General features: G+C 69.4%; 25 protein-coding genes, 3 tRNA genes and 1 pseudogene. 16 read left to right on the top strand and 13 right to left on the bottom strand.

Annotated elements, in window-relative coordinates; genetic code table 11:
* Nucleotides 1–69: 69 nt before the first annotated feature.
* From P6281_RS22640 to P6281_RS22620, 5 genes are read right to left on the bottom strand one after another with little or no spacing between them, the layout of a single operon-like run.
* Nucleotides 70–825, bottom strand: a complete 756-nt coding sequence (locus tag P6281_RS22640; protein WP_036459711.1) for a TVP38/TMEM64 family protein — start codon at nt 823–825, stop codon at nt 70–72.
* Complete coding sequence (recD, locus tag P6281_RS22635) at nt 822–2,543, bottom strand: exodeoxyribonuclease V subunit alpha (protein ID WP_324738530.1); 1,722 nt, start codon at nt 2,541–2,543, stop codon at nt 822–824. The genes P6281_RS22640 and recD overlap by 4 nt, the downstream gene beginning before the upstream one ends.
* The gene (recB, locus tag P6281_RS22630; protein ID WP_089152210.1) at nt 2,540–5,842 is read right to left on the bottom strand and encodes an exodeoxyribonuclease V subunit beta; all 3,303 of its coding nucleotides are present in this window, start codon (nt 5,840–5,842) and stop codon (nt 2,540–2,542) included. Before recB ends, recD begins: the two co-directional genes overlap by 4 nt.
* Nucleotides 5,842–9,144, bottom strand: a complete 3,303-nt coding sequence (gene recC, locus P6281_RS22625) for an exodeoxyribonuclease V subunit gamma (protein ID WP_014385826.1) — start codon at nt 9,142–9,144, stop codon at nt 5,842–5,844. Before recC ends, recB begins: the two co-directional genes overlap by 1 nt.
* A gap of 40 nt (nt 9,145–9,184) precedes the next feature.
* A complete protein-coding gene (locus P6281_RS22620; protein WP_324738529.1) occupies nt 9,185–10,051 on the bottom strand; it encodes a cyclopropane mycolic acid synthase family methyltransferase in 867 nt (288 codons plus the stop codon).
* Between the two features lie 157 nt (nt 10,052–10,208).
* Between P6281_RS22620 and P6281_RS22615 the strand changes: the two genes are divergently transcribed.
* From P6281_RS22615 to P6281_RS22600, 4 genes are read left to right on the top strand one after another with little or no spacing between them, the layout of a single operon-like run.
* On the top strand, nt 10,209–10,724 hold the full coding sequence (locus P6281_RS22615; protein WP_008260966.1) for a nitroreductase family protein: 516 nt from the start codon (nt 10,209–10,211) through the stop codon (nt 10,722–10,724).
* A 48-nt stretch (nt 10,725–10,772) separates the two neighbouring features.
* Nucleotides 10,773–11,522, top strand: a complete 750-nt coding sequence (locus tag P6281_RS22610) for a class I SAM-dependent methyltransferase (RefSeq protein WP_014942935.1) — start codon at nt 10,773–10,775, stop codon at nt 11,520–11,522.
* 33 nt (nt 11,523–11,555) lie between these two features.
* Nucleotides 11,556–12,011 (top strand): cyanase, encoded by a 456-nt coding sequence (gene cynS, locus P6281_RS22605; protein WP_442757114.1) that lies wholly within the window; start codon nt 11,556–11,558, stop codon nt 12,009–12,011.
* Nucleotides 12,012–13,016 (top strand): patatin-like phospholipase family protein, encoded by a 1,005-nt coding sequence (locus P6281_RS22600; RefSeq protein WP_014942933.1) that lies wholly within the window; start codon nt 12,012–12,014, stop codon nt 13,014–13,016.
* A gap of 110 nt (nt 13,017–13,126) precedes the next feature.
* Here P6281_RS22600 and P6281_RS22595 read toward each other — a convergent pair whose 3' ends face one another.
* From P6281_RS22595 to P6281_RS22575, 5 genes and pseudogenes are all read right to left on the bottom strand, one after another.
* The gene (locus P6281_RS22595) at nt 13,127–13,606 is read right to left on the bottom strand and encodes a hypothetical protein (protein ID WP_014942932.1); all 480 of its coding nucleotides are present in this window, start codon (nt 13,604–13,606) and stop codon (nt 13,127–13,129) included.
* Nucleotides 13,603–15,993 (bottom strand): molybdopterin oxidoreductase family protein, encoded by a 2,391-nt coding sequence (locus P6281_RS22590; protein WP_324738527.1) that lies wholly within the window; start codon nt 15,991–15,993, stop codon nt 13,603–13,605. Before P6281_RS22590 ends, P6281_RS22595 begins: the two co-directional genes overlap by 4 nt.
* A 61-nt stretch (nt 15,994–16,054) precedes the next feature.
* A complete protein-coding gene (locus P6281_RS22585; RefSeq protein ID WP_008260954.1) occupies nt 16,055–16,750 on the bottom strand; it encodes a crotonase/enoyl-CoA hydratase family protein in 696 nt (231 codons plus the stop codon).
* A gap of 13 nt (nt 16,751–16,763) precedes the next feature.
* Nucleotides 16,764–17,605, bottom strand: a pseudogene (locus P6281_RS22580) (hypothetical protein); the annotation flags it as partial.
* Nucleotides 17,606–17,662: 57 nt separating this feature from the next.
* Nucleotides 17,663–18,376 carry an MBL fold metallo-hydrolase gene (locus tag P6281_RS22575; RefSeq protein WP_014385823.1) on the bottom strand — a complete coding sequence of 238 codons (714 nt, stop codon included), beginning with the start codon at nt 18,374–18,376 and terminating at the stop codon, nt 17,663–17,665.
* 134 nt (nt 18,377–18,510) lie between these two features.
* Between P6281_RS22575 and P6281_RS22570 the strand changes: the two genes are divergently transcribed.
* The 12 genes from P6281_RS22570 to rplA all read left to right on the top strand — a co-directional run bounded on the left by P6281_RS22570 (nt 18,511) and on the right by rplA (nt 23,674).
* Nucleotides 18,511–18,717: a type II toxin-antitoxin system VapB family antitoxin gene (locus P6281_RS22570; protein WP_009957392.1), complete on the top strand. Its 207-nt coding sequence runs from the start codon at nt 18,511–18,513 to the stop codon at nt 18,715–18,717.
* A gap of 119 nt (nt 18,718–18,836) precedes the next feature.
* Nucleotides 18,837–18,909, top strand: a tRNA-Thr gene (locus tag P6281_RS22565).
* 53 nt (nt 18,910–18,962) lie between these two features.
* Nucleotides 18,963–19,036, top strand: a tRNA-Met gene (locus P6281_RS22560).
* 45 nt (nt 19,037–19,081) lie between these two features.
* Nucleotides 19,082–19,249 (top strand): 50S ribosomal protein L33, encoded by a 168-nt coding sequence (gene rpmG, locus P6281_RS22555; protein WP_003898538.1) that lies wholly within the window; start codon nt 19,082–19,084, stop codon nt 19,247–19,249.
* Nucleotides 19,250–19,324: 75 nt separating this feature from the next.
* Nucleotides 19,325–19,777, top strand: a complete 453-nt coding sequence (hadA, locus tag P6281_RS22550; protein WP_014383315.1) for a (3R)-hydroxyacyl-ACP dehydratase subunit HadA — start codon at nt 19,325–19,327, stop codon at nt 19,775–19,777.
* Nucleotides 19,764–20,192, top strand: a complete 429-nt coding sequence (hadB, locus tag P6281_RS22545; protein WP_009957386.1) for a (3R)-hydroxyacyl-ACP dehydratase subunit HadB — start codon at nt 19,764–19,766, stop codon at nt 20,190–20,192. The genes hadA and hadB overlap by 14 nt, the downstream gene beginning before the upstream one ends.
* Before the next feature lie 3 nt (nt 20,193–20,195).
* The gene (hadC, locus tag P6281_RS22540) at nt 20,196–20,696 is read left to right on the top strand and encodes a (3R)-hydroxyacyl-ACP dehydratase subunit HadC (RefSeq protein ID WP_009957384.1); all 501 of its coding nucleotides are present in this window, start codon (nt 20,196–20,198) and stop codon (nt 20,694–20,696) included.
* A gap of 144 nt (nt 20,697–20,840) precedes the next feature.
* A tRNA-Trp gene (locus P6281_RS22535) sits at nt 20,841–20,913 on the top strand.
* A 115-nt stretch (nt 20,914–21,028) separates the two neighbouring features.
* Entirely contained in the window at nt 21,029–21,484 is a 456-nt protein-coding gene (secE, locus tag P6281_RS22530) for a preprotein translocase subunit SecE (protein WP_014381148.1), read from the top strand.
* A gap of 43 nt (nt 21,485–21,527) precedes the next feature.
* Nucleotides 21,528–22,331 (top strand): transcription termination/antitermination protein NusG, encoded by an 804-nt coding sequence (gene nusG, locus P6281_RS22525; protein ID WP_009957382.1) that lies wholly within the window; start codon nt 21,528–21,530, stop codon nt 22,329–22,331.
* A 48-nt stretch (nt 22,332–22,379) separates the two neighbouring features.
* Nucleotides 22,380–22,808 (top strand): 50S ribosomal protein L11, encoded by a 429-nt coding sequence (gene rplK, locus P6281_RS22520; protein ID WP_007767860.1) that lies wholly within the window; start codon nt 22,380–22,382, stop codon nt 22,806–22,808.
* Nucleotides 22,809–22,966: 158 nt separating this feature from the next.
* Nucleotides 22,967–23,674 carry a 50S ribosomal protein L1 gene (gene rplA, locus P6281_RS22515; RefSeq protein WP_008260906.1) on the top strand — a complete coding sequence of 236 codons (708 nt, stop codon included), beginning with the start codon at nt 22,967–22,969 and terminating at the stop codon, nt 23,672–23,674.
* A gap of 77 nt (nt 23,675–23,751) precedes the next feature.
* On the opposite strand, the gene P6281_RS22510 is transcribed toward rplA, so the two are convergent.
* From P6281_RS22510 to mmaA4, 3 genes are all read right to left on the bottom strand, one after another.
* Nucleotides 23,752–24,969 carry an RNA polymerase sigma factor gene (locus P6281_RS22510; protein ID WP_324738526.1) on the bottom strand — a complete coding sequence of 406 codons (1,218 nt, stop codon included), beginning with the start codon at nt 24,967–24,969 and terminating at the stop codon, nt 23,752–23,754.
* Nucleotides 24,970–24,973: 4 nt separating this feature from the next.
* Nucleotides 24,974–25,672, bottom strand: coding sequence for a YciI family protein (locus P6281_RS22505; RefSeq protein WP_008260902.1), 699 nt, complete (start codon nt 25,670–25,672; stop codon nt 24,974–24,976).
* A 94-nt stretch (nt 25,673–25,766) separates the two neighbouring features.
* Nucleotides 25,767–26,663: a hydroxymycolate synthase MmaA4 gene (gene mmaA4 / locus P6281_RS22500; RefSeq protein WP_008260901.1), complete on the bottom strand. Its 897-nt coding sequence runs from the start codon at nt 26,661–26,663 to the stop codon at nt 25,767–25,769.
* Nucleotides 26,664–26,803: the final 140 nt, after the last annotated feature.

The raw sequence follows: 26,803 nt of genomic DNA, 5'->3' as shown, positions 1-26,803 counted from the left end.
TCGCGATCGCCACTAGATCCGATCGCCGCTACGTCAGATCGCGCCGACCCGCTTCGCCCGGCTGGTTGGCTAGCGGGCTTCGGAACCCGGCTCTGGCGAACCGGTGTCCGCGTCACGGCCGGCGTGAGTGCGCCATCTCCGGTACCCGCGGTGGGCGGCGAACGCGCCGACGATGGCGCTCACACACCACACCGCGATCGCCGCGTAGGCCAGCGGCGACGACCGGTTGCCGATCGAGGCGCCCAGTGCGGTGTAGACGAAGGCCCGCGGAACCGAACCGATGAACGCGCCAACGGCCATCTGCCACAACGGAACTCCGAACGCCCCGAACGCGTACGAGGCCAGCGCGTCCGAGATGCCGGGAACGAAGCGCTGCCCGACCACCGCCCACAGCCCCCGGCGCCCGATCAGGGCGTCGAAGCGGTCGGCGCGCTGCGCGCCCAGCAGCGCCCGGGCGCTGTCGCGGCCCGCCCGCCGGCCGACGAAACTCGCCACGATCGCGGTGCCCACCGTCGCGCCCAGCGTCACGAACACGCCCAGTAGCGGACCGAACAACAATCCGCTGCCCGCGGCCAGAATCGAGCCCGGCACGAACAGCGCCCCGGCCACCGCCGAGACCACGACGTAGGTCAGCGGGGCCGCCGGCCCGGTGGCCGACACCACCCGCCGGATCTCCTCGATGTCGATGACGTGCGCGACGGCCACCAGATAGAACACCACGGCCAGAAAGGCCGCGAACACGGCGAGCCGCACGACCGGGCCCCGCCGCGAGACGGGTTGGGACGCCGGGGCGGGACCGTCGCCCTCGCCCCCGCCGTCCGTCACGTCGCGGCGGCGTCGGCCCGCAGCCGTTGCCGCAATCCGGTGGCCCGCATCGCCCGGCGCTCGATCGCCGCGCGCACCGAAGCCTCGGGCCCGACCACCCGCACCCTGGTCTGCGCCCGGGTCACGGCCGTGTAGAACAGTTCCCGCGTCAGCAGTCGCGAATCCTCCGGCGGTATCAGCACGGTCACCTCGTCGGCCTGGCTGCCCTGACTCTTGTGGATGGTCATGGCGTGCATCGTCTCCACCTCGCCGAGGCGGCTGGTCGCGAAGTCTAGCGGCCCGCTGGCACCGGCGATGACCGCCCGCAGGCCCTCCGCGCCGGCCACCGCCACACCGGTGTCGCCGTTGTAGAGCCGCAGGCCGTAGTCGTTGGCGGTCACCAGCAGCGGGCGCCCGGCGTACCAATGCGACCATGCCGGCTGCCCCGTCGCCTCGGCAATCCACTTCTGCACCAACGTGTTCCAGTGCGTCGCCCCATACGGGCCCTCGCGGTGCGCACACAGCAGCCGGTGTTCGTCCAGCGTGGCCAGCGCCTCGTCGGCCGCGCCCAGCAGCGCGGCCGACCGCAGCCGCAGCGCGTGCGCGACGAGCACCTCGCGCAGCCGATCGCCCGGGCGCTGTGCATCCACCCACTCGACGTGCTCGCCCCCGGCCGCCAGCAGCTCCACCACCCGGTCCGCGTCGCCGACCCGAATCGCCTCGGCCAGCGCGCCGATCGACGTGCCGTATCGGTGCGGCGTGCGCAGGGCGGCCACCCGCACGTCGCCGCGGGCGGACAGCCCGTCCACCAGGTCGGCCAGCACGGCGCCCGCCTCCACCGAGGCCAGCTGGTCCGGGTCGCCGACCAGAATCAACCGGGAGTCCGGGCGGACCGCTTCGGCCAGCCGGGCCATCATCGTCAACGACACCATCGACGTCTCGTCCACCACGATGACGTCGTGCGGCAGCCGGTTGGCGCGATTGTGCTTGAACCGCACCGACGTATCCGGCCGGGGACCCAGCAGCCGGTGCAGCGTGGTCCCGGACAGGCCGGCCAGCCGCGCCCGGTCGGCCGCGCCGAGCCGTCGGGCCCCCGCGGCCACCGCCTCGGCCAGCCGCGCCGCCGCCTTGCCGGTCGGTGCGGCCAGCGCGATCCGCGGCGGCGGCATCCCGGCCCGCTCGGCATGCTCGAGGAGCAGGGCGAGCAGCCGCGCGATCGTGGTGGTCTTGCCGGTGCCGGGGCCACCGGTCAGCACGGTCACCGCGTGCGACACCGCGATTTCGGCGGCGGCCCGCTGCTCCTCGTACCCGGGCTCGAAAAGCCGTTCGTAACTGGACGATTCGATGCCGACCGGCGGCGCCGACAGGGCCAGCAGGTCGGTGCACACCTGCTCCTCCTCGAGCCAGTACCGGTCGAAGTACAGCAGATCGCCGAAAAACCGCAGCACCGGCGGCGGCCCGAGCAACGCGCTGGCGCGCACCGCCGCCAGCCAGTCGTCGGCGCCGGGCCACGGCAGGTCGGCGTCGCCGAGCAGCCCGGGCGCCGCGCGGAGATCGACGCAGACCGAACCGCCCCGCAGCGCGCGCACCACCAGCGCGACCGCCAGGGCGACCCGTTCGTCGGACTCGCCGGTGAGCGCGGTAAGCCGTTGCGCCACATGCACGTCCGCCGCCTCGAAGACGCCGGCATCGCTGAACGTGCGCAGCAATCCGGTCGCGAACATCACGTCTGCCGTCATGCGGGCACCGTCCGGGCGTCGAGCAGGTCCGACAGGGCCGTGATCAACGACGGCGGTGGCCGCCAACTGAAGACGCCGCACGGGTGCCCGTCGCGCACCGGGGTGTCCGCGCCGCACATGCCGCGCACGAACAGGTAGAGCACACCGCCGAGGTGCCTGTCCGGGTCGTAATCGCGTATCCGCCACCGCAGGAACCGGTGCAGCACCGCGCAGTACAGCAACGCCTGCAGCGGATAGTCCGAGTGCAGCATCGCCTCCGCCATTTGCGGCCGGTCGTAGTCGGCGGCCGTCAGCGGCCGCTCGGGATCCCCGAGCCGGTTGGTCTTGTAGTCCACCACCACGAAGCGGTGCCCCGCGCCGTCGGGAATCCGGAGCACGGCGTCGATCGAGCCGGTGAGGTACCCGCGCAACGACTGGTCACCGAGCGCCCGGTCCGTCAGCCGGTCGGCATACGACACCAGCGGATCGTCGTGCGGCAGGTGCTCGCGCAGCAGCGGCGCCAGGTCCGCCAGGCGGGCCTCCGGCCCCACCGACGGCCGATCGCCGCCAGCCAGCGGAAGCTCGAAGTCCAGTTCCCGCAACCGATCCGAGAGCCCGATGCGGCGCAGCGTCAACCCACCCGCCAGCGGTCCCAGCGGGGTGTCGTGCATCGGCACCATCGCCGCGGCCAGCTCCTCGGGGGTCGCGGCGACCGGCCACCACGCCGAATGCTCCCGGATGTGCTCCTCGAGCTCGGCGGTCAGATCCGCGGCGAACGGGTCGGCCGTCTCCAGCACGGCGTGGACCAGGGAGCCGAACGTCGCGCCCGCCGGAAGGTCCGCCATCGGCGAGGGCACGTCCGGCCCGGCGGCCGGGGAGGACAACGGGATATCGCCGACCTCGTCGTCGAGCCCGGCGACGTCGGGCTCGCTGCCGACCCCGCTGGCCTGGGCCACCCGGATCAGTCCCGAATAGGAGGTGCGCCGCCACGTGGTGTCGATGGCGCGGTGGAAGTGGCGGCTGTCCAGGTGCCGGGGCACCGGCGCGGGCGGCAGCGACGGCGCGGGCGCCACCACCGAGTCCTCGATGACCGGCCCGCCCGCGGCCTCCCATTCGCGCAACCGGGCCAGTGCGTCATCGTCGGAGACCTTCGCGGGTTCGCATCGGTCCGGAACGACCGGGTCGCCGGGCCGGCGCCCGCGTAGCAGCCGCGACAGGCCGCCGTTGGGCTCGAAGTACGCCGGTGACCACCACGCCACCACCTGTGCCTGCGCCCGGGTCAACGCGACGTAGGTCAGCCTGCTGTCGTCGCTGGCATCCTCTTTACGGCCCAGCCGCTCAACGGTTTTGAAGTCGGGGCTGTCCTTGCCGCCGACGTGCAGGCAACGCGTGCCGTCCTCGTCGTGGAACAGCACCACGTCGCTGTCCTGGGTGTTGCGGTTGAACGCGAACGGCAGGTACACGATCGGATATTGCAGGCCCTTGCTGACGAAGACGGTCATGATCTGCACGGCGGCGGCGTCGCTGTCGAGCCGGCGGTTGCGTTCGGGGGCGCCGCCACGCTCGTCGCGTTGCCGGCGCAGCCAGTCGCGCAGCGCCGGCAGTCCGTAATGCTCGCGGTGGGCGACCTCCTGCAGCAGCTGGGTGACGTGCGCCAGGTCGGTCATGTGCCGCTCGCCGCCCCGCCAGCCGAGCACGCGATCGCGCATACCCAGCAGCTGGGCGGCCTCGAAGATGGCCGCGACGCCGCGTTCCCTGGCGTGACCGGCCCACTCCCGCAGCGTTTTCGCGATCCGGTCCGTCAGGGCGTCGCCGCCGGCCGCCAGCGTTTGGGCCGTCTCGCCGAAGAACATCGTCGCCGCGGCGGCGCGGACCATGCCGGGCCGGTGCGGTTGGTCGAAGGCCTCCAGCAGGCACAACCAGTCCTCGGCGGCCTCGGAGGTGAACACGTCGGTGTTGCCGGTGTAGACCGCGGGAACGCCGGCGTCGCACAGGGCCTTGAAGCAGGCGTGCGCGTCCCGGTGCCGTTCCACGATGACCGCGATGTCGCGGGCCTGCAGGGGCTCGCCGTCGAACGTGGCGCCGGCGGCGAGCAGGGCGCGGATGTCGGCGGCGAGGTCGGCGCCGATGTGCTCGCGCAGTTCGTCGATGGGCAGGTTTTGAATGCCGCGGCGTCCCAGTGTTTTTCGCGACACGACGCGCAACCGGAACGGGTCGTTGCGGGGCGCGCCGGCGAGCCGGTGGCCGCGGTGATGCGCGCCGACATCGTTCACCACGATCGCGGGGTCACCGAGCTGGGCGCCGCGCAGCACCACCTGCAGCCGCGCCACGAGCGCGGAATCGCTGCGCCAGTTGATGTCCAGCGTCTTGCGCTCACCCGCCGTCTGGGCCGCCCGCAGGTAGGTCACGATGTCGCCCCCGCGAAACGCATAGATCGCCTGTTTGGGGTCGCCGATCAGGATCACCGTGGAGCGCCCGCTGAACGCGCGGTCGATGACCTGCCATTGCACCGGGTCGGTGTCCTGGAACTCGTCGACCATGACGATCGGCCAACGCTGGTGCATCCGCAGCCGGGCGGGGGAGCCGTCGGTGGCCAGCGCGTCGGCCAGTCGGGTCAGCAGGTCGTCGTAGCCGAGGACTCCCAGCCGGCGCTTGCGCGTATCAAGCTCGGCCAGAACGTCATTGGCGAACCGGAGGCAGACGGCGGCCCGCGAATCGGGGTCCGGGTCGCGCGGCCGCAGCTGGGTCGACGGGTTGTTGACCACCTCGCGGGCCAGCCGCAGCGCCTCGGAGTAGTGCAGCGCCGGGTCGTCGCGCTCCTGCCCGAAGTGCGCCAGGTAGAGGTCGTCGACGATCTCGGTCACCAGGTCGTCGAGGCTGTCGAGCAGGGTCACGCTGGCGGCGGTGTCGCCGGCCACGCCGAGCGAGCGCAGCACCAGCTGGCAGAACTGGTGGGTGGTGGCGATGGTCGCCGCGTCGAAGCCGGCCAGCGCGTCGCGGAGACGCTGTCGGCGCGCCGCGCGCTGATCGTCCGTGCCGTCCAGCAGGTACGCCACCAGCTGGTTGTCGCCGACCGTCGACGGGTCGGCGAAAGCCCTTACCGCGTCGACGATTTGGCAGCGGACACGTTCCCGCAGTTCCTGGCTGGCGGCGCGGCCGAACGTGATGAGCAGCATCTGATCGAGGCTCGCCGCGCCGTCGGCGAGATACCGCGTCACCAGGCCCGCCAACGCGAACGTCTTGCCGGTGCCCGCGCTGGCCTCCAGCACGGTGGTTGAGCGCTCGGCCGGCAACGGGCCCAACAGGTCGAAGCGCTGCATCAGATGAGCTTCCGCTCGGCGCGCAGCATCGGCAGCCACAGCCGGGCCGCATACGCGCCGAGCCGGTTGTCCTCGCCGTCGCACTCCTCGCCCGGCCGCACCGGCTGCATCAGATCGTCCAACGGCGCGCCGCGCCCCCACGCCCGCACGTGCGCCGGCGCCTGGTCCTCACCCGGGAAGCGGTCGCTGGTCTTCCACCGGCGCCGCGCCTCGGCCGCCGGGTCGTCGCCGCCGTGCCGGGCCGCCGCCCACGCGTAGGACGTCTTGATGGGCAACGGAATCGGTTCCCGCCGTCCCGCGTCGTAGATCGTCACCAGCTCGCGCAGCACCTCGACGGGATCGCCGTCCGGTGGCCCCAGCCCCTCGACCCGGATGCTTCTGCCGCGGCGCATCCGGCCGATGCACACCGCCGACCAGTCGCGGCCGGGGTCGTGAGCGGCCAACGCCAGCAACGGAATCCACGATTCGAGCAGGTGCTTGCCGTCCAGCCTCGAATAGGTCACCGACACCAGGGCGTCGTCGTAGACCGGCGACACCGTGCCGGTGAGCCGGCGACCGGCGCCCAGGTCGACGTCGACGTCATAGGCGGCGGCCGATCGGTGGTCTTGCCGATGCCGCAGCGCCTCGAGCGCCAGCGCGGCGGCCTGGTCGCGGATCTCGGTGACCTTGCGCCAGCCCAGCTGGCCGGGGGGCAGTGTGCCGCGGCGCCATTCGGCCTGCCGCGCGTCATCGGGGCTCATCCCGCGCAGGATGTCGCCCAGCATCCGGTCGCCGACGGTCCACTCCTCGAGGCCGTTGATGTCGACCGGCATGGCGTCTTGGACGCCGTCGACGTCGTAGGGCAGCGTGAATTCCAGGGCGCGGAAGAAGCCCTTCACCGGGTCTTTGAAGAAGCCGACGAGGTCGGCGAGGTTGACGTCGTCGGCCGGCGGGGGCGGCAGCGGCGCCGCAACGAATTTGGGTTGTTCGGTGTGTTCGCCGGTGGCCGCGCGCGCCGCGCGCAGCACCGTGGGGTCGAAACTGAACGGCACCTTCGGCACCAGTTCGCCGGGGATGACGTTGCGAACGTCGAACGGCTGCAACGGATGCTCGATCACGATGCGGTGGCGCACCTTCGTCGGCGTCGTCACGTCGAGGGCGTCCAGCAATTCGGCCAGCGGCACCGCGGGTGGGCGCGGCTGCCCCGAATATTCGTTGGCGCCGGTGTACGTGATCACCAGTTTCTCGGTGGCGGCGCCGATCGCGTCGAGCAGCAATTGCCGGTCCTCCGAACGGATGTCGCGTTCCCCGGTCATCGGGCGGCGGGCCAGCGCGTCGTCCCCGTCGACGACACCGAGACGCGGGAACAGCCCGTCGTCCAGGCCGACCAGGCACACCACCCGGTGGGGGACCGAGCGCATCGGGACCATGGTGCACACCGTCAGCGTGCCGGTGCGGAAGTTGGCCCGCGTGGGGCGCCCGGCGAGGTGCCGGGTCAGCAGCGCGCGGATGTCGGGCAGTCGCAGCATCGTGCCGCCCCGTGACCCGGCCTGCGCCAGGACCGCGGCGAACTCCCGTTGCACCTGACCGGTCTGCCACTCCTCGGACTCGTGCACCCGCGTCAACGAGGCGATGGCGCCGGCGAGGGTGGCCAGCCACTCGGTCAATGTCCTTGTGCCGGTGAGGGAGTCGACCACGTGGTGCAGCCGGGCGACGAATTCGGCGAACTGGCCGGCCAACGGGACCCGGTTGCTGCTCACGTCGTCGAGCGGCAGCGTCGCGTCGATCCATGCGTTCGAATCGTCGGACATCGCGACGCCGGCCAAGATCCGGTCGATGCCGAAACGCCAGGTGTTGTGCACGAAGTCGACGTGGTAGGGCCGCCGGTGCTCCTGGTCCAATCCCCACCGGATGTTGGCCTGCCGCACCCAGCGGGTGATGGCCTCCAGATCGTCGTCGGTGAACCCGAACCGGGCGCGCACCGGGGCGGCCTGTGCCAGGTTGAGCACCTCGGTGGCCGTCACCCTGCCGCCGGCGAGCCCCAGCAGTTGGGAGGCCACAGCCAGCAGCGAATTGGTCTGGACCAGTGAGCGATCCGCCAGGAGCACCCGTAGCTGGTGGGCGGGATGCGCGCCGTGCACCACGTCGCCCAGGCCGAAGTCGGCCACGATCAGCGGCGCATAGGTTTCGATGTCCGGGCACATCACCAGGATGTCGCGCGGTTCGAGCGTCGGGTCGTCGGCCAGCAGGCCGAGCAGCACCTCGCGCAGCACATCGACCTGGCGGGCCGGGCCGTGGCAGTTGTGGATCTGGACCGACCGGTCGTCGTCGGCCAGCGCGCGCCCCTGCGGCCGCACGGCGTTGGCGGCGATGTCGGACTGCACCCAGCCGAGCAGCGTGTCCGGGCGCGCCTCGCCGGGCAGGTACTCGTCGGTCTGCGCGTCCGCCGGCAGGCCGCGCTGCAGCTCGCGCAGGTCCCGCCCCAGGGTGGCGAGCAGCGGGTGGCCCACGGCGCGGTGGCTGGTGTCCTCGCGGCGGGGGATCGCCCCGCGCGTGCCGGCCAGCGCGCGCCACAGCCGGTCGCTGGGGTGCGGCAGCCACAGGTGCAGCTCGTGGTGGATGGCCAGGGCGGCCAGCAGCTCGGAGTCGGTGCGCGACAACCGGGTGTGCCCGAACAGCGACAGCCGCGCGGGCAGGTCACTGGGCGCCTCGGACAGCCGCGCGAGGGTCTTGGCGTGGCGAATGTGCGGGGGATCGGCCGCGACCCGCGACACCAGCGCCCGCCACAGCTCCGGCTGCCAGCGCAGGTCCTCATCGAGATCGCCCGGGTCGCCGCCCAGCCAGTCGATCAGCAGTTGCGGGCGCTGCCGTGCGTAGGAGGCGAACAGCCCGGCCAACCGGCGCGCCACCTCGTACCGGCGCCCCCGGCGCAGCTCGGCCTCCGCGCCGGTGTGGAAGTGACCGACATGGGTCGCCAGCGGGCGGCACCACGGTTCGTCCAGCGAGTGGTCGATCGCCTCCAGAAGGGGCCACGCCATGGCCTCCGGCGACCACGGATCGTCGTCGGCGGTGCCGGCGATCTCGGCGATCAGCGAGCCGGGGCTGCGGAACGAAACCCCGGCGCACACCCCGCCGGAAACCCCGCCGCCGCGGGCCCGACCGAGCACGTGCGACAGCCGCTGGCTCAGCCAGCGCTCCACCCCGCGCGCCGGGACCACGACGAGCTCGGGGGCGAACGGGTCGGCCGGGGGATCGGCCAGCAGAGCGCCGAGCCCGTCGGCCAACAGATCGGTGCGCTCGGCGCGGTGCAGATGAAGCGGCATTGCGCTGTCACGATAAACCCCGGCGCCCGGGGCGGGGTGCCTACTTCGCCAGGGTGAACTGGTTGACGTCGATGTAGCCGGCCCGGAACGCGTCGGCGCAGCCGGTCAGGTAGCGCATGTAGCGCTGATACACCTCTTCGGACTGGATCGCGACGGCCTCGCTGTGGTGGGCCTCCAGGGCCTCGGCCCAGTGGTCGAGGGTCCGGGCGTAGTGCAGCTGCAGCGACTGCCGGCGTTTGAGGTTGAAACCCATCTTGGACGCGTGGAACTCGACGATCTCGATGGCCGGCAACTGCCCGCCCGGGAAGATCTCCGTGGCGATGAATTCGTTGAAGCTGGTCTGCTCCTCGGTCATCGGCAGGCCCCGCTCGACGATCTGCTGCGGGGTCAGCATGGTGATCGTGTGCAGCAGCATCACCCCGTCGTCGGGCAGGAGGCGGTGTGCCATCGCGAAGAAATCGTCATAGCGGTCGTACCCGAAGTGCTCGAAGGCGCCGATGGAGACGATCCGGTCCACCGGCTCGTCGAACTCCTCCCAGCCGTGCAGCAGCACCCGCCGGCTGCGTTCGGTGTCCATCGAGTCGAAGAGCTTCTGCACGTGGGCGGCCTGGTGTGCCGACAGGGTCAATCCGATGACGTTGACGTCGTACTTCTCGATCGCGTGGCGCGCCGTGGCGCCCCAGCCGCAGCCCACGTCCAGCAGCGTCATCCCCGGCCGCAGGCCCAGCTTGCCCAGCGAGAGGTCGATCTTGCGCAGCTGGGCCTCTTCCAGCGTGATATCTCGGCCGCGGTCCCAGTACGCGCAGCTGTAGGTCATGGTGGGGTCGAGGAACAACCGGAAGAAGTCGTCCGAGAGGTCGTAGTGGGCTTGGACCTCTTCGAAGTGCGGCGTCAGGTGCTCTGCCACGGCGGCCACCCGCCTTTCTGACTTGGGGCATTCAGTTGTTCACGAGCCGCCCGCCCGGGTGGTTCACCACGTCACCACGACTTTCCCGATTTCGTCGTACGCAAACTTGGGCGGGCTTCGCCGATACTTGGGGAACAGCCGCGAGGGAGGGAACCAGATGGATGCTTGGGACGCGATCTGCGCGCGGCGCAATGTGCGCGAGTATCAGCCGCGGGCGATCTCCGACGAGGACCTCGACCGGATCGCCGAAGCCGGATGGCGTGCGCCGTCGGCCAAAAACCGTCAGCCCTGGGACTTCGTCATCGTCACCGACCGCGCCCAGCTGCAGGAGCTTTCCACGGTCTGGCGGGGCGCCGGCCATATCGCCGCGGCGCCGGCCGCGATCGCGATCGTGGCGCCGGTGCCGCCCGACGAGCGCCGGGTGGTCACCGACAACTACGACATCGGCCAGGCCACCATGGCGATGATGATCGCGGCCACCGACCTGGGAATCGGGACCGGCCACTCGTCGGTCGGGGATCAGGAGAAGGCGCGCGCCATCCTGGGTGTTCCCGACGATCACCTGGTGGCTTTCCTGCTCGGGGTGGGCTATCCCGCCGATCGCCCGCTGCGCCCGATCCGCACACCGAATCGCCGGCCGTTTTCCGAGGTGGTGCATCACGGCCGGTGGTGAGACGCGTGAAAAACCTTCGGCGACTTGCTGAGTCGTAAGCTGAGGGGCATGCATGACCACCAGGGCGATTACGGAGTCGACGGTTCGTTTCACAAGTTCTCGGCGCGAACCCAGGCGCTGGGCGTCGGCGCTCAAGTTGTCGCCCTGGCCAGCTGGGCCGCGATCAGCTGGGCGCGCGGCAAGCGGCTCCGGGCGGGGCTGGCGGCGGTGTCGAGCGCCGGCATCGCCGGCAACACGCTCCTGTACATGTACGCGACGCGGTCCGGGAAATTCGTTGTGTGGGACCGGGTTCTGCGCGATCTGCGGCTCGCCGGCGACGAGACGGTGCTCGACCTCGGGTGCGGGCGCGGCGCGGTGCTGCTGGCCGCGGCCAAGCGGTTGCCGCGGGGCCGCGCGATCGGTGTCGACCTGTGGCAGGCCGACCAGACGGACAACTCGCGGCAGGCCACGCTGGCCAACGCGGTCGCCGAAGGCGTCGCCGACCGCATCGAGGTGCGCACCGCCGACATGACCGCGCTGCCGCTGGCCGACGAGAGCGTCGACGTGATCGTGAGCAACCTGGCCATCCACAACATCGACGGCCACGCCGGCCGGCGGCGGGCGCTCGACGAAGCCGTGCGGGTGCTGCGGCCGGGCGGCCGGCTCGCGATCGCGGACCTCTGGGAGACGCGTCAGCACGCCGAGCGGCTGCGCGAACTGGGCTGGCGCAATGTGCGGCGGCGCAACCTCGGCTGGCGGATGTGGTACGGCGGCCCGTGGTTCTCCACGCGGCTGGTCACCGCGACCAAACCGGGCTGAGGCGCGATCGGGCCGGCGTGCATGCTGGGACCCATGACGAGAACCGAACTCACCGAACAGATCGTCGTCGCGCGCCTGGCGAAGGGGCTGACGTGGCAACAGCTGGCCGACGCCATCGACAGGCCGGTGGTGTGGACGACGGCGGCGTTGCTCGGGCAGCACCCGATTCCGGTCGAGCAAGCAAAGACCCTGGCCGAGCTGCTCGGCCTCGACGAGTCGGTGGTGCCCGTGCTGGCGGCGGCGCCCATGCGGGGCGGCCTGCCCACCTCCGTACCGACCGACCCGACCGTCTACCGCTTCTACGAGGCCCTGCAGGTCTACGGCGGAGCGCTCAAGGAGCTGATCGCCGAACAGTTCGGCGACGGGATCATGAGCGCGATCAACTTCAGTGTCGACATCCAGAAGAGGCCGCACCCGTCCGGTGACCGCGTCGTGGTCACGTTCGACGGGAAATTCCTTCCCTATCAATGGGTTTCGTCGGAGCGGTAGATGGAATCTTCCGCACACCAGCCGAAGCCCGTCGATCTGGTGCTCTCCGGCGGGGGCGTCAAGTTCATCGGGCTGGTGGGCGCCATCGTCGCGCTGATGGATGCCGGGTATTCGATCAAGCGGGTGTCGGGGGTCTCGGCCGGTTCGGTGGTCGCGGCGATCCTGGCGGCCGGATCCACCGATGGGCAGCTGACCGGCGCGCAGGTCAAGGAGCTCGCGTTCTCGGTCCCCCTGCGTAAGTGGCGCGACGCCGGACCCGTGCCCTACCTGGGTGCGGCCTGGGGGCTGGTCACCGATTCCAGCATGTACCGCGGCGACGTGGCCTACGACTGGATCCGCGGCGAGTTGAAGAACTTCGGGGTCACCCGCTTCGGCGATCTGCACCTCGACGACGACCGCCTGCTCGAGGGGCGGCGCGACAAGCTGGTGGTCACCGTCGCCGACCTGACCGCGGCGCAGCTGGTGCGGTTCCCGTGGGACTTTCGGCGGCTCTACGGCCTGGACCCCGACGAGCAGCCGGTGGCCGACGCGGTGCGCGCCTCGATGGCGATCCCGTTCTTCTATCGCCCGGTCAAGCTGACGGGCGCCGACGGCTCGACGTCCACCCTGGTCGACGGCGGCGTGCTGTCGAATTTCCCGATCGACACCTTCGACCGCCCCGACGGCAGGGCCCCGCGCTGGCCCACGTTCGGGATCACGGTGCTGCCGAGGCTCACCGAGGGCATCGGCGCGGTGATGCCCGCCCTGAAACCGTTGCGCTTCTTCGAACAGACGGCGTTGCTGGAAAGCCTGGTCACCACCATGCTGGCCGGCCACGACCAGACCCATCTCAGCCGGCCGTGGGTGGCGGCCCGCGCCATCGCGGTCGAGTCGACCGATGTCGGCGTGCTCGACTTCGACATCCCCAGGGGCCGCCTCGAAGAGCTGTACGAGAGCGGCTATGCGGCGGCGCAGGCGTTCCTGTCGACGTGGGATTGGCCGGCTTATCTGGACCGGTTCCGGTAAGCCGTCGCCCCGCCGGGTGAAGTGACGGCTCGTCGCGCACGTGCCAGACTGGCGGCGAGGAGGCGAGAGGAACGCGGTGGCCGCCGATGGCGGGCACCGCGTTCGCCGTTTCAGTTCATCAACACTTGCGGCGAAAGCTCTTTGAGCATCGCGTTGGCCCAGCGCATCTGGCGCAGCGTCTCGGGATGACAGCGCGAGGCCAGGCTCAGCAGTTCGGAATCCTTGGCGGCCTGCGCCCCCTGGGCCAGCAGCTCCCAGTCCAGCGACACCCCCGCGGACAGGCGGTGAATCCGGCGTAGGTCGGCGAGCAGCATCAGCCCCGGCTCCGGCCGGTGCCGCAGCAGGCCGCTGAGCCGCGATTGCAGGAAACCGGTGACCGCGCCGGTGCGGGGATCGGTGGACAGGTGCAGGCCGTAGTGGCGGCCGTGCCGCGCCAGCTCGGCGAGGTGATGGCGTGACCAGCCGGCCAGGTCCTGCGCCAGGTGGCAGACGTCCTGGTCGCTGTGGTGTCGCGCGGCGACCACGTTGAGTTCGTGGGCCAGCTTGCGTTCGGAGCGGTGCAGTTCGCGCAGCGCCATTTTGAGCTTCACGCTTGACCCCCCAAGGCTTCGGCAACCGCCGCGGGCGGGGCGGCGGCGGCGCCGTTCCCGCCGGCTCGCCGCATCCGGCTTTTGCGCAGCCGGGCGGCGGCCGTCTTGAAGATCGGCTGCTTGGACACCGGGTCCCAATCGGTCAGCGTGAGTTCGTTGCCGGCCCGGTGATGCCCATTGGTCCCGGCATCCCAATAGCCGTAGTGGAAGGGCACGAACAACACGCCGTCGCGGATGCCGCAGACCCGCGCCGCGCACCTGATGCAGCCCCGCGGCGTGCTCACCTCGACCAGGTCGCCGTCGGCGATGCCCAGCCGGCGCGCGTCGCCGGCCGAGACCTCGACCCAGACCTCGGGGGCGGCCCGCTGAAGTTGCTGTGCCCGCGCGGTTTTCGTGCGGGTGTGGAAGTGGTAGACGGTGCGTCCGGTGATCAGCGCGAACGGGAAATCCGGGCTGGTCCGCTCATGGGGAGGAACGTATTGGGCCGCCTTGATGATCGCCCTGCCGTAGGGGTTCATCGAGCGGTACTCGTCGGGCTGCAGCGGGGCGCCGGTGATCATGTCTTTGCCGTAGGCCTCGCAGTAGTCGGGTTCCGCCCAGAACTTCGCGTCGGCGTAGAGACGCTCGGTGCCGTCGGGATGTTCTGTGTTGCAAGGCCATTGGATGCCGCTGCCGCCGCGCAGCTTCGCATAGCTCAGACCGGTGTAGTCGCACGGCCGCCCCGCGCTGCATTGCTTCCACGCCTCGAACGCCGACTCGGCATCGGTCCAGGGTGGGAAGGGTTGGCCGTCCTTGTCGCGGAAGTCCATCCGGCGCGCGTAGTCCAGGAAGATGTCGAGGTCCGGGCGCGCGGAACCTGGTGGATCCACGGCCTTTTCGGACAGGTGCACGGTGCGGTCGGCGTTGGTGAAGGTGCCGGTCTTCTCGGCCCACGCCGCGGCGGGCAACACGACGTCGGCCAGCGCGGCGGTTTCGGTCAGGAAGATGTCCTGGACGACGAGGAACAGCCGCTCCTGGGAGAAGATGTCGCGGATGCGGGCCAGCTCCGGCAGCGACACCAGGGGATTGGTGGCGGTGACCCACAACATCCGCAGCGTCCCCTCCTCGGCGAAGCGGAACATCTGCATGGCGTGCGTCGGCGGGGCGTAGTGCGGAATCTGCAGGGGCTCGAGGTTCCACAACGCGGCCAGCTCGGCGACGTGGGAGTCGTTGGACCAGTTGCGGAAACCGGCCAGGTCGCCGTCGGCGCCGCATTCGCGGGTGTTCTCGGCCGTCGGCTGCCCGTTCATCTGCAGCACCCCGCAGCCGGGCTTACCCAGCATGCCGCGCACCAGGTGAATGTTGTTGACCTGCACGGCCGCCGCGGTGGCCTGGTGCGACTGGTAGAAGCCCTGCAGCACGGTGGACAGCAGCCGCTTAGCGGTGCCGAGCAGCTGCGCGGCGCGCCGGATGTCCTCGGCCGGCACGCCGCAGATGTCGGCGACCCGCTCGGGTCCGAACTCTTCGACCCGGCCGCGCAGCTCGTCGAAACCGACCGTGTGCGAGTCGATGTAGTCCCGGTCGATCCAGCCGTTGCCGATGATCTCGTGCAGCAGCCCGTTCATCAACGCGACGTTGGTGCCCGGCACCGGCGCCAGGTGAACGGTGGCGTGCCGGGCGACCGGCGTCAGCCGGGGGTCGACGCAGACGATCGCCGGCGGCGAGGCCCCGGCCAGCCGGTCCAGCATCCGCGCCCACAGCACCGTCTGCGTCTCGGCGACGTTGTGCCCGAACAACGCGATGACATCGGCGTGGTCGACGTCGGTGTAGGACCCCGGCTGCCCGTCGCAGCCGAACGACTCCTTCAGCGCCTCGGCCGCCGTCGCGGTGCACAGCCGGGTGTTGCCGTCGACGTGGTTGGTGCCGATCGCGCCGTGCGCGATGGCGCCCTGCGTGTAGTAGGCCTCCAGGAACAACTGTCCGGACGTGTAGAAGCCGATCGAGCTGGGGCCGTAGCCGTCGAGCAGCTGCTTGCTGCGGTCGACGATCCGCTGCATGGCGGTGTCCCAGTCGCACGGCTTCAGCTCGCCGCGCTCCCTGATCATCGGGGTGGTGAGCCGGTCGGCGGAGGCGTTGGCCTGCCAGCCGAACAGGTCCTTGGGGTCGAGGCGCCCGTGGTTGACGCGGTCGACGGCGCGCCCGCGCACGCCCACGATGCGGCCGTCCTTGACGGCGATGTCCAGACCGTCGCCGTTGGAGTGCAGCACCGCCGCCGATTGCACCCAGCGGTCCACCGACTCGGCGGTGATGCCGTCGGCGAGGTAGGTGTCGACCCGGTCCGGCCATGGGGTGCCGGGTTCGTACGGGGTGCGCGCCCCCCAGGGATCCGCGATGCGATCTGTGGCCACAGGCGTGGACTTCCCCGGCAGCGGGCCCCGAAACCACTTCAGCCAGGGGCAAATCAGCGGGCTAGAGCCCGAATTCGGCCTCGATCCCGTCGATGCCGGCGCGGATGGCGGCCAGGGCGTCGGCCCGGGCGCGCAGCTTGGTGGCGGCATGCGCGCGCTGATTGAGGCCGGCGAATTCGGCGGCGGCCTCCTGCGCGCGGTCCAGCACCATCTCGGGCAGCACGATCTCGTCGATAAAGCCTGCGGCAAGGGCGGTTTCGCCGAAGAACGTCTTGGCCAGCCCCGCGGCCTGCTGGTACCCCGACGGCGTCAGCCGCAGCTTCATGATCTCCAGCGCGGCATACGGGATGACCATGCCGATCGCGACCTCGTTGGCCTGGATGTTGTAGGCGTGGGCCGCCACCCGGTGATCGCCCGACGACAACAGGAACGCCCCCATCGCGATCGCATGGCCGGTGCACGCCATCACCACCGGCTTCGGAAACGACAGGAGCCGGTAGGCCAGCTCGAACCCGCCGCGCAACATGTCGATCGCGGGCTGCACCTCGCCGGAGGTGAGGATCTTCAGGTCGAAGCCGCCGCTGAACACCCGCTCGTTGCCGGTGATCACCAGCGCCCCGGCGTTGTCCCGCTCGGCCTGGTCGATCGCGTCGCCCAGAGCCCGCTGCATGGTCGGGCCCAGCGCGTTGACCTTGCCGTCGTCCATCCTGATGACGGCGAGGGAGTCCTTGGTGCTGTAGTGGACCGGGGCGGTCATGGGTGCTCCTGCTCCTTGCCGTCAGGCGGACTGGTTGTGGTGTTTGCCCAGATCGTCTTCGGCGTTACTCCAGCGCAGGCTCACATCGGTGGGTTCGTCGAGTTGGCGGGTGCGCCAGCGGTCTTGGGTCTCCCGAACCGCGGCGTTGATCCGTTCGATCTCGCTGCGGAAAACCTCGGGCCGGGTCTCCTTGCTGGCGTAGTGGAAATAGGTCAGCAGGCCGCGCAGCAGCTCCAGCTTTTCCTTCTCCCGCTTCGCCAGGTCGTGGGTGGTCATCAACTCGATGCGCTGCACGGGTGGCAGGGCGTCCCAGTCCAGGACGACGTCGGTGCGCAGGGGAGAACGCTCGCGCTGCCAGAATCGCCATCCGCGCGGCTGGTCGGGGCGGTCGTAATAGCTGACGGTCCCGGTGAAACGCGACTCGATGCCGCTGCCGATCTCGGCGCGGTCGAGGGCGGAGTCCCACACCAGGCGCCATTCCTGGCCGGGCGCCAGCACCGGCAGCTCCCGGGGCAGGCGCAGTTCGACGACATCGGCGTAGCCGTCGGTGGCGCTTTCGTATTCGGCCACGGTCGGCGGATTGTCGAACGAGAACTGAATGTCATAGGCCGCGGTCTGGCCGAAGTTGCGGACCACGAGTTCGATCACGTGCCAGTCGGCGGAATGCGGCTCCATGAACACCCCGACGTGCGGGCGGGTCTGCTCGGCGGCGGCGCGGCGGTTGCGGGTGATCTGGCTGTTGGTGAAGACCAGTGTGACGACGGCGAGGGCGATCGCCGCCCACGCTGCCCACGCTATCCAGGTGCTGGACCCGACGTGCGTGACCCCATGCCAGCTGTCCTGGATCCAACCCATGGAATCCACCCTCCGCTTATATCACAGGGCCGGACGCCGAAGGGGCCCATCGAGCGATCACCCACCCATCAGCATTCGCCATTGGTCAAGGTCCGCGGCCCGATACACATAGTTGGACCGCTTGACGTCCGACAGCGAGGCACTGGGCTGCGTCGAATACCAATGCCCCGGAAACACCGTCGGGTCGCCGGGCAGGGTCGCGAGCCGCTGCAGGCTGCGGTACATCTCGTCGGAGTCGCCGCCGGGGAAGTCGGTGCGCCCGCAGCCCTCCAGGAACAACGTGTCACCGGCGACGAGGCGGCCGTCGAGCAGAAAACACTGGCTGCCCGGGGTGTGACCGGGCGTGTGCAGCAACTCGATCTCGATGTCGCCGATGCTGACCTTGTCGTGGTTCTCGTGCGCGGTCAGGTCGCCGACCCCGATCCCGGTGACTCGCGAAACCCACAGCGCCTCATGGGTATTGACGTGCACCGGCACCGGCGCCCGTTCCAGCAGTTCGGCCAGGCCGGCCAGCGAGAAGCCCATCATCGATCCGCCGACGTGGTCGGGGTGGTGGTGCGTCACCAGCACCCCGGACAGGTGCATGCCGTCGGCCTCGAGGGTGTCGAGGAGATCACCGGCGGCATACGCCGGGTCGACGACCACGCAGTCCCCGGTTTGCCGGTCGCCGATCAGGTACGCGAAGTTGCGCATCTGCGTCGCGAACATGTCGCCGGCGGCGAAGTCGCGGCCGGCGAGCAGTTGACGGAAGTAGAGCCGGTCATCTGACACGTGACCAGACTAGGACCCGGATCGCGGCGGCCCGGCGGGTAGTCCGCCACCGCTTGGTTCGCGCCGCCCGGCGGCGGCGCGACACCCCTTCGGAGCACCGGGTTGGGCCCGTTGCCAGTGGGTATTGTTGGCGCATGAGGAAGAAGGTCGAAATCGAGGTCGACCTCGATTTGGTCGACGAGGCGATCCAGCGCTTCCGTGTCGCCGACGCGCGTGAGGCCGTCAATCTCGCGTTGCGCACCCTGCTTCGTGAGGGAGCTTCCGACGAAGAGGAAGACGAGTACGACGAATTCAGCGACCTCAACGCGTGGCGGCCTCGCCGTTCCCGCGAGACCGGGTGAGCCGGGCATTTCGGGTGACCACCGCGGGCCGCTGTCCATCGGTACTCGTGGTTTGGTGCCGCTGCGAGCCGGGTTGTACCCTCTTTTAGGCCCGCGCGACTGATCGCTTCGGGTGAACGGCCCCCTTAGCTCAGTCGGTAGAGCGTTTCCATGGTAAGGAAAAGGTCAACGGTTCGATTCCGTTAGGGGGCTCGGCGGACGCCGAGCAGGCGTGGCGGCCCCGACCCCAAAACGGGGTGGCCAGAGGCGATGTAGCTCAGTCGGTTAGAGCGAACGACTCATAATCGTTAGGTCGCCGGTTCGAGTCCGGCCATCGCTACAACAGAACAGCACAGATCTTTTCAAGAATCGAGAGAGAACCGTCATGGCGTCCAGTACCGACGTACGGCCGAAGATCACCTTGGCATGCGAGGTGTGCAAGCACCGCAACTACATCACCAAGAAAAACCGCCGGAACGACCCGGACCGACTGGAGCTGAAGAAGTTCTGCCCCAACTGCGGTAAGCACCAGGCGCATCGCGAGACACGCTAGCGGCGCCCCGCCAGCGTTTACTCCGATTGACTAGGTAGTTTAAGAACCGTGCCGTTAACCGAGAGCATCGTCGGGATGCACTACCGCTACCCCGATCATTACGAGGTAGAGCGGGAGAAGATCCGCGAGTACGCGGTCGCCGTCAAACACGACGACCCGGCGTATTTCGAGGAGAAGGCGGCCGCCGACCTCGGCTACTCGGGGCTGCCGGCCCCCCTGACCTTCGTCTGCGTGTTCGGCTACACGGCGCAGACGGCCTTCTTCAAGCACGCCAACGTCGCCGTCCAGGACGCCCAGATCGTGCAGGTCGACCAGGTGCTGAAGTTCTTCGCGCCGCTGGTCGCCGGGGACAAGCTCTACTGCGACGTCTACGTGGACTCGGTGCGGGTGTCGCACGGCACCCAGATCATCGTCACCAAGAACGTCATCACCAACGAGGCGGGTGACGTCGTGCAAGAGACCTATACGACCCTGGCGGGCCGTGCCGGCGAGGATGGAGAAGAGGGATTTTCTGATGCCACTGCGTGAGTTCAGCTCCGTGAAGGTGGGTGACCAGCTTCCGGAGAAGACCTACCCGTTGACCCGACAGGATCTGGTGAATTACGCGGGCGTCTCCGGCGACTTGAACCCGATCCACTGGGACGACGAGATGGCCAAGGTCGTCGGCCTGGAGACCGCGATCGCGCACGGCATGCTGACCATGGGCATCGGCGGCGGCTACGTCACCGCGTGGATCGGTGACCCCGGCGCGGTGACCGAGTACAACGTGCGGTTCACCGCCGTGGTGCCGGTGCCCAACGACGGCAAGGGCGCCGAGCTGGTCTTCAACGGCCGCGTCAAGTCCGCCGATCCCGAAACCAAGTCCGTGACCATCGCGCTCACCGCCACCACCGGCGGCAAGAAGATCTTCGGTAGGGCCATCGCGTCCGCGACCCTGGCATAGCGCATGGCGCTCAAGACAGACATCAGGGGGATGATCTGGCGCTACCCGGACTACTTCGTCGTCGGCCGTGAACAACTGCGCCAGTTCGCGCTGTCCATCAAGAACCGCCACCCGGCCCACTTCGAGGAGGACGCCGCCGCCGAACTCGGCCACGACGCGATCATCGCGCCGCTGACCTTCGGGACCATCTTCGCCAAACTGGTCCAGCTGGATTTCTTCCGGCACGTCGACATCGGCATGGAGACGCTGGTGATCGTCCAGGTCGACCAGCGGTTCGTGTTCTCCAAGCCGATCAAGGCCGGCGACAAGCTGTGGGCCCGGATGGACATCGTTTCGGTGGACGAGCGTTTCGGCGCCGACATCGTCGTCACCAAGAACATCTGCACCGACGAGAACGACGAGGTGGTCCTAGAGGCCTACACCACGCTGATGGGCCAGTACGCCGACAACTCCGCGAACCTGCGTTGGGACTCGGAGTCCGGCCAGGTCGTCAGAACGGCGTAATTAGTATCTGACTCCCGCGTCGATGTACACTCGGACCTCGGGGTTTTCCCAGCATCAGCGCGCTTTCCGTGAGTCGAGCAATCGGAAGGCGCGCGTGTCATGTAAGCCCCGGTAGGTAAGCGCAGGTTGGCCTGCCAACCGCGAAGGGGCGTAGCTCAACTGGCAGAGCAGCGGTCTCCAAAACCGCAGGTTGCAGGTTCAAGTCCTGTCGCCCCTGCTGAAGACGGACGGAGCCGGACCATGGGCATGAGCATGTGCCATGGTGGACACTGGAAGGTGCGCCGCCACCGATGGGACGGCTCTCGGGGTACTAGCAAACAAAGGAGCGTGCGGTGAGCGACGAAGGCGACGTTGCCAACGACGCCGCAAGCGACGGCACTGACACGACGGAGGGCCGCGCGAGCGGTGTCCGGACGGCGGTGGTGACGCGGCCACAACGCCCGACCGGTAAGCGGTCCCGCCAGAAGGCGGCCGACGCCGGCGAGGATGCCGACGCCGCGTCGCCGGACGAAATCGAAGCCTCCGGCAAGGACAAGGCCAAGAAGGGCGCCAAAGCCAAGAAGGCCGCCAAGCCGAAGAAATCCGCGGACAGCCGGGCCAACCCGTTCCTGTTCGTCTACAACTACCTCAAGCAGGTCGTTGCGGAGATGCGGAAGGTCATTTGGCCCAACCGCAAGCAGATGCTCACGTACACCTCCGTCGTGCTGGCCTTCCTGGCCTTCATGGTGGCGCTGGTCGGCCTGGCGGATTTCGGCCTGACCAAGCTGGTGCTGTTGGTGTTCGGCTGAGCGAGCGACGCCGCTGTGAAAAGTGACAGAGAGGACTGACACCGTGACTAGCTTCGACGGTGACCCGTCCGCGGGTGACGCGGTCGACCTGAAAGAGACCACGGAAGCTGCCGAGGTTTCTGACGACACGGCGACCTCCGAGGTTTCCGAGGCGACCACGGACGAGGCGACCACGGACGAGGCCGCCGACGCTGCCGGGGCGCCCGACGAGCCGGCCGAAGAGGTCGACCCGGCCGTCGCGCTCAAGGCGGAACTGCGCAGCAAGCCCGGCGACTGGTACGTCATCCACTCCTACGCGGGATACGAGAACAAGGTCAAAGCCAACCTCGAAACGCGGGTGCAGAACCTCGACGTCGGCGACTACATCTTCCAGGTCGAGGTGCCCACCGAAGAGGTCACCGAGATCAAGAACGGCCAACGCAAGCAGGTCAATCGCAAGGTGCTGCCCGGCTACATCCTGGTGCGCATGGACCTGACGGACGACTCGTGGGCCGCGGTGCGCAACACCCCCGGCGTCACCGGGTTCGTCGGGGCGACCTCGCGCCCGTCGGCCCTGACGCTCGACGACGTGGTGAAGTTCCTGCTGCCGCGCGGCGCGACGAAGAAGGCCGCCAAGGGGGCGGCTACAACCGCCACCGCCGCCGAGGCCGGGGGGCTGGAACGCCCGGCCATCGAGGTCGACTACGAGGTCGGCGAATCGGTCACGGTCATGGACGGCCCGTTCGCGACGCTGCCGGCCACGATCAGCGAGGTCAACGGCGAGCAGCAGAAACTCAAGGTGCTGGTGTCGATCTTCGGCCGCGAAACCCCGGTCGAATTGACCTTCAGCCAAGTCTCCAAGCTCTAAACCGGCGGCTCCGCCGGGCACAAACCAGGAAGGAACGAACAACATCTCATGGCCCCGAAGAAGAAAGTCGTCGGGCTGATCAAGCTTCAGATCCAGGCGGGGCAGGCCAACCCGGCGCCGCCGGTCGGGCCCGCGCTCGGTCAGCACGGCGTCAACATCATGGAGTTCTGCAAGGCGTACAACGCCGCCACGGAGAACCAGCGCGGCCAGGTCATCCCGGTCGAGATCACGGTCTACGAGGACCGCAGCTTCACCTTCGCGCTCAAGACCCCGCCCGCCGCCAAGCTGCTGCTCAAGGCCGCCGGCGTCGGCAAGGGTTCGGCCGAGCCGCACAAGACCAAGGTCGCCAAGGTCAGCTGGGATCAGGTCAAGGAGATCGCCGAGACCAAGAAGGCCGACCTGAACGCCAACGACATCGACGCGGCCGCCAAGATCATCGCCGGCACCGCCCGGTCGATGGGTATCACCGTCGAGTAGTCCGAGCATGACGAAGCGGGGCGAGGAACGAGGCCCAGCGTAGGTATGGGAAGGACGAATCGACGCAAAGACACCGTCGAGTAATACCCCGCACCACCACCGTGGGAGGGCTGGCTTCGGCCCGATAACCACGACCCAACACCAGATTGGATGAATCAATGAGCAAGAACAGCAAGGCATACCGCGCCGCCGCCGAGAAGGTGGACCGCAACAGCCTGTACTCCCCGCTGGAGGCGGCCAAGCTCGCCAAGGAAACGTCGTCGAGCAAGCAGGACGCGACCGTCGAGGTGGCGATCCGGCTCGGCGTCGACCCGCGCAAGGCCGACCAGATGGTCCGCGGCACGGTGAACCTGCCGCACGGCACCGGCAAGACCGCCCGGGTGGCGGTGTTCGCGGTCGGCGACAAGGCCGAGCAGGCGCAGGCCGCCGGCGCGGACATCGTCGGCAGCGACGACCTGATCGAGAAGATCCAGGGCGGCTGGCTGGAGTTCGACGCCGCGATCGCGACCCCGGACCAGATGGCCAAGGTCGGCCGCATCGCGCGGGTGCTCGGTCCGCGCGGCCTGATGCCGAACCCGAAGACCGGCACCGTCACCCCCGACGTCGCCAAGGCCGTGGCCGACATCAAGGGCGGCAAGATCAACTTCCGCATCGACAAGCAGGCCAACCTGCACTTCGTCATCGGCAAGGCCTCCTTCGACGAGAAGTCGCTGGCCGAGAACTACGGCGCCGCGCTCGACGAGGTGCTGCGGCTCAAGCCGTCCGCGTCGAAGGGCCGCTACCTGAAGAAGATCACCGTGTCGACGACGACGGGGCCGGGCATTCCGGTCGACCCGTCGGTCACCCGCAACTTCTCCGAGGCCTGATCTCTCTCCTGGTCGAACGTCGACTTGTGGCGCGATCACCCAAGTAATCGGCGCCACAAGTCGACGTTCGGCGGGAATTACCCCCCGCACTCGGCGATGCGGCGCCGCAGGAACGCGCGTCCCGGCTCAGACCCGTTGGACTCCAACGCCGCTCGGTACCACGTCAGCGCATCGGCCGGCCGGCCCGCGCGGCGCAGCAGGTCGGCGCGCACGGTCGCGACCAGGTTCGAGCGGGCGAGCCGCGGATCGCCAGCCACATCGTCCAGGGCGGCCAGCCCGGCGTCGGGCCCGTCGCGAAAGCCGATCGCCAGCGCGCGATTGGCGGCCACCACCGGGGACCCGGTGAGCTGCCACAGCCGGTCATAGGCCGAGCAGATGGCGACCCAGTCCGTGCGTTCCCAGGACGGGGCCGTGGCGTGCAGCGCGGCGATCGCCGCCTGGGGCAGGTAGGCGCCCGTCGAGCCTCGGGCGTGACGCAACCGCTCGAGCCCGCGGGCGATGCGCGCGCGGTCCCACCGGCGGCGGTCCTGGTCCTCGAGCGGCACCAGCATCCCGGACTCGTCCACCCGGGTCGCGCGTCGCGAATCGTGCAGCAGCATCAGGGCGGACAGCGCGTGCGCCTCCGGCTCGGCGGGCAGCAGCGCGCACAGCTCGCCGCCCAGCCGGATCCCCTCGTCGCACAGGTCGTCGCGGATGGCCGACGGGCCCGCCGTCGACCAGTAGCCCTCGGTGAACACCGAATAGACGCAACCCAGCACGTGCGGGGTGCGCTCGGGCAGCAGCTCGGCGGGCGGGACGCGCAGCGGGATGTTGGCGTGCCGAACCTTGTTCTTGGCGCGCGTGATTCGCTGGCCGATCGCCGCCTCGGTCTGCAGCAGCGCGCGGGCGATTTCGCCGACGGTCAGGCCCGAGACCAGCCGCAGCGTCAGCGCCAATTGCGATTGCCGGTCCAGCGCCGGGTGCGCGCAGGTGAACATCATCCGCAACTCGTCGTCGCGAACCGGGTGCGGGTCGGTGTGCTCGGTGCGCGCCCTGATGTCGTCCAACACGGCCGCCAATTCCTTTCCGGGGCGCACCGATTCGCGGCGCAAGCGATCACGGGCCCGATTACGGCCGACGGTCACCAGCCACCCGCCCGGGTTGGCGGGCAGCCCGTCGCGCGGCCAGGTGCGCAGCGCCTCGGCGCAGGCCTCCTGGACGGCGTCCTCGGCGACGGTGAGGTCACCCGACCACCGCGCGAGCGCGGCCACGGCCGGGCCCCACTCCCGGCGGAAGACGCCGTCCAGGTCGGCCATCTGGCTACAGGCCGGAGACGCCCGCCAACTGGCGCAGCTGCACGGACGAGGCGGGGATCATCGAGGCGATCTTGACCGCCTCGTCACGATCGGCGGCGCTCAACAGGTAGATGCCGGTGGCGATTTCGGCGCCCTCCACGTACGGCCCGTCGGTGATGAGGACCTCGCCGTCGCGCACCCGCACGGTCGTCGCCGTGGACCGGTCGTGCAGCGCGGCGCCGCCGATCACGTGATCGCCGGCGGCGGCGTGCAGCTCGACGTGCTTGGCCGCCACCGCCTCCCACTCCGGCGTGCCCGGTGTGTGCGCGGATTCGGCGGGCTCGAGCAGCAGCGCGAGCCAGTCGTTGCCGGTGAGCGCGCGGGACGGCTCGACGGCGTGGACCACCGGCCACAGCTCCACCGCCCCGAACTCGGCCACCGGGACGTCGCGCGCCAGCGCCAGCGCCTCGTCGAGGTTTTCGGCCTCGAACACGTAATAGCCGCAAGCCACTTCGGCGGATTCCGCGAAGGGACCGTCGGTGACCGTCGGCGCGTCCGGGCCGCCGGAAATGGCCACGGCGGACGCGGCGGGCGCCAGGGCGTCACCGGCCTTGATCGCCGGCCCGGCCTTGGCGTGAAAGTTCTCCCAGGCGGCCATCGCGGCGGCGGCATCGTCGGGCGCACGGTCCTGTTCCTTGCTGATCAACAAGGCGAAGTACTGCATGGTCGTCACCTCCGGTAGTGAGCGAAGCCGTCTGCTCCACTCTCTACCTACTCGACGAACCGCGCAGCGCCAATCCGACAGGCGCCGCAGAAATTCAGGCGGCCGCGCCCGGCTTGAGGTAGGTCACCAGGCTGACGTCGAGCATCTCCTCGGTGAAGTAGTGCTCGCAGCCGCGCAGGTACTTGATGTAGCGGTTGTAGACCTCTTCGGAGGTGACCTCGATGGCCTTGTCCCGGTTCGACTCGAGCGTGTCACCCCAGATGTGCAGGGTCTTGATGTAGTGCGGCCGCAACGAAAGCGGTTCGGGCACAACAAAACCGGCCTTCTCGCCGTGGTCGACCATCATCTGGGTGGAGGGCAGCCGGCCGCCGGGGAAGATCTCGGTCACGATGAACTTGATGAACCGCGCCGTCTCGAAGCTCAGCTTCTTGCCGCGCGCGGCCAGATCGTACGGGTGGTAGCTGACGCTGCTCTGGACGGTCATGCGGCCGTCGTCGGGCATGATGTCGTAGGTCCGCTTGAAGAAGTCGTCGTAGTTCTCGTGGCCGAAGTGCTCGAAGGCCTCGATCGACACGATGCGGTCGACGGGCTCGGAGAAGTCCTCCCAGTTCTGCAGGCGCACCTCCCGCGAGCGGTTGCTGTCGATGGAGCCGAGCAACGCTTCGGCGCGGGCGTGCTGGTTCTTGGACAGCGTCAGGCCGATGACGTTGACGTCGAACCGCTCGACGGCGCGCTTCATGGTGGTGCCCCACCCGCAGCCGATGTCGAGCAGGGTCATGCCGGGCTTGAGGTCCAGCTTGTCGAGGTTGAGGTCGATCTTCGCGTACTGGGCCTCTTCCAGGGTCATGTCGTCGCGCTCGAAGTAGGCGCAACTGTAGATCCGTGACGGGTCCTGGAACAGGCCGAAGAAATCGTCGGAGACGTCGTAATGCGCCTGGATGTCTTCCGAGCGCGTCCGCGTCTTCGTCGGGCCAGTCGGTTGCTCAGCCATTTTCGTCCTGTTCTCCTCGATGACGTTCGCTGCCTCTAGTCGCGCGCATCGAGGGGTCCGGTGTGAGCAGCAACGATACCCAACGTCGAGGCGTCGTTTCCGAAGGGTGCGAGTGCGCGTCGCGGGCCCGACCGCGCAGC

Source organism: Mycobacterium sp. 5-140-3-2 (genome assembly GCF_035666375.1).
Classification (GTDB): Bacteria; Actinomycetota; Actinomycetes; order Mycobacteriales; family Mycobacteriaceae; genus Mycobacterium; species Mycobacterium intracellulare.
The sequence above is the reverse complement of the archived record's forward strand: the minus strand, read 5'-3'. Positions and strand labels throughout refer to the sequence as shown.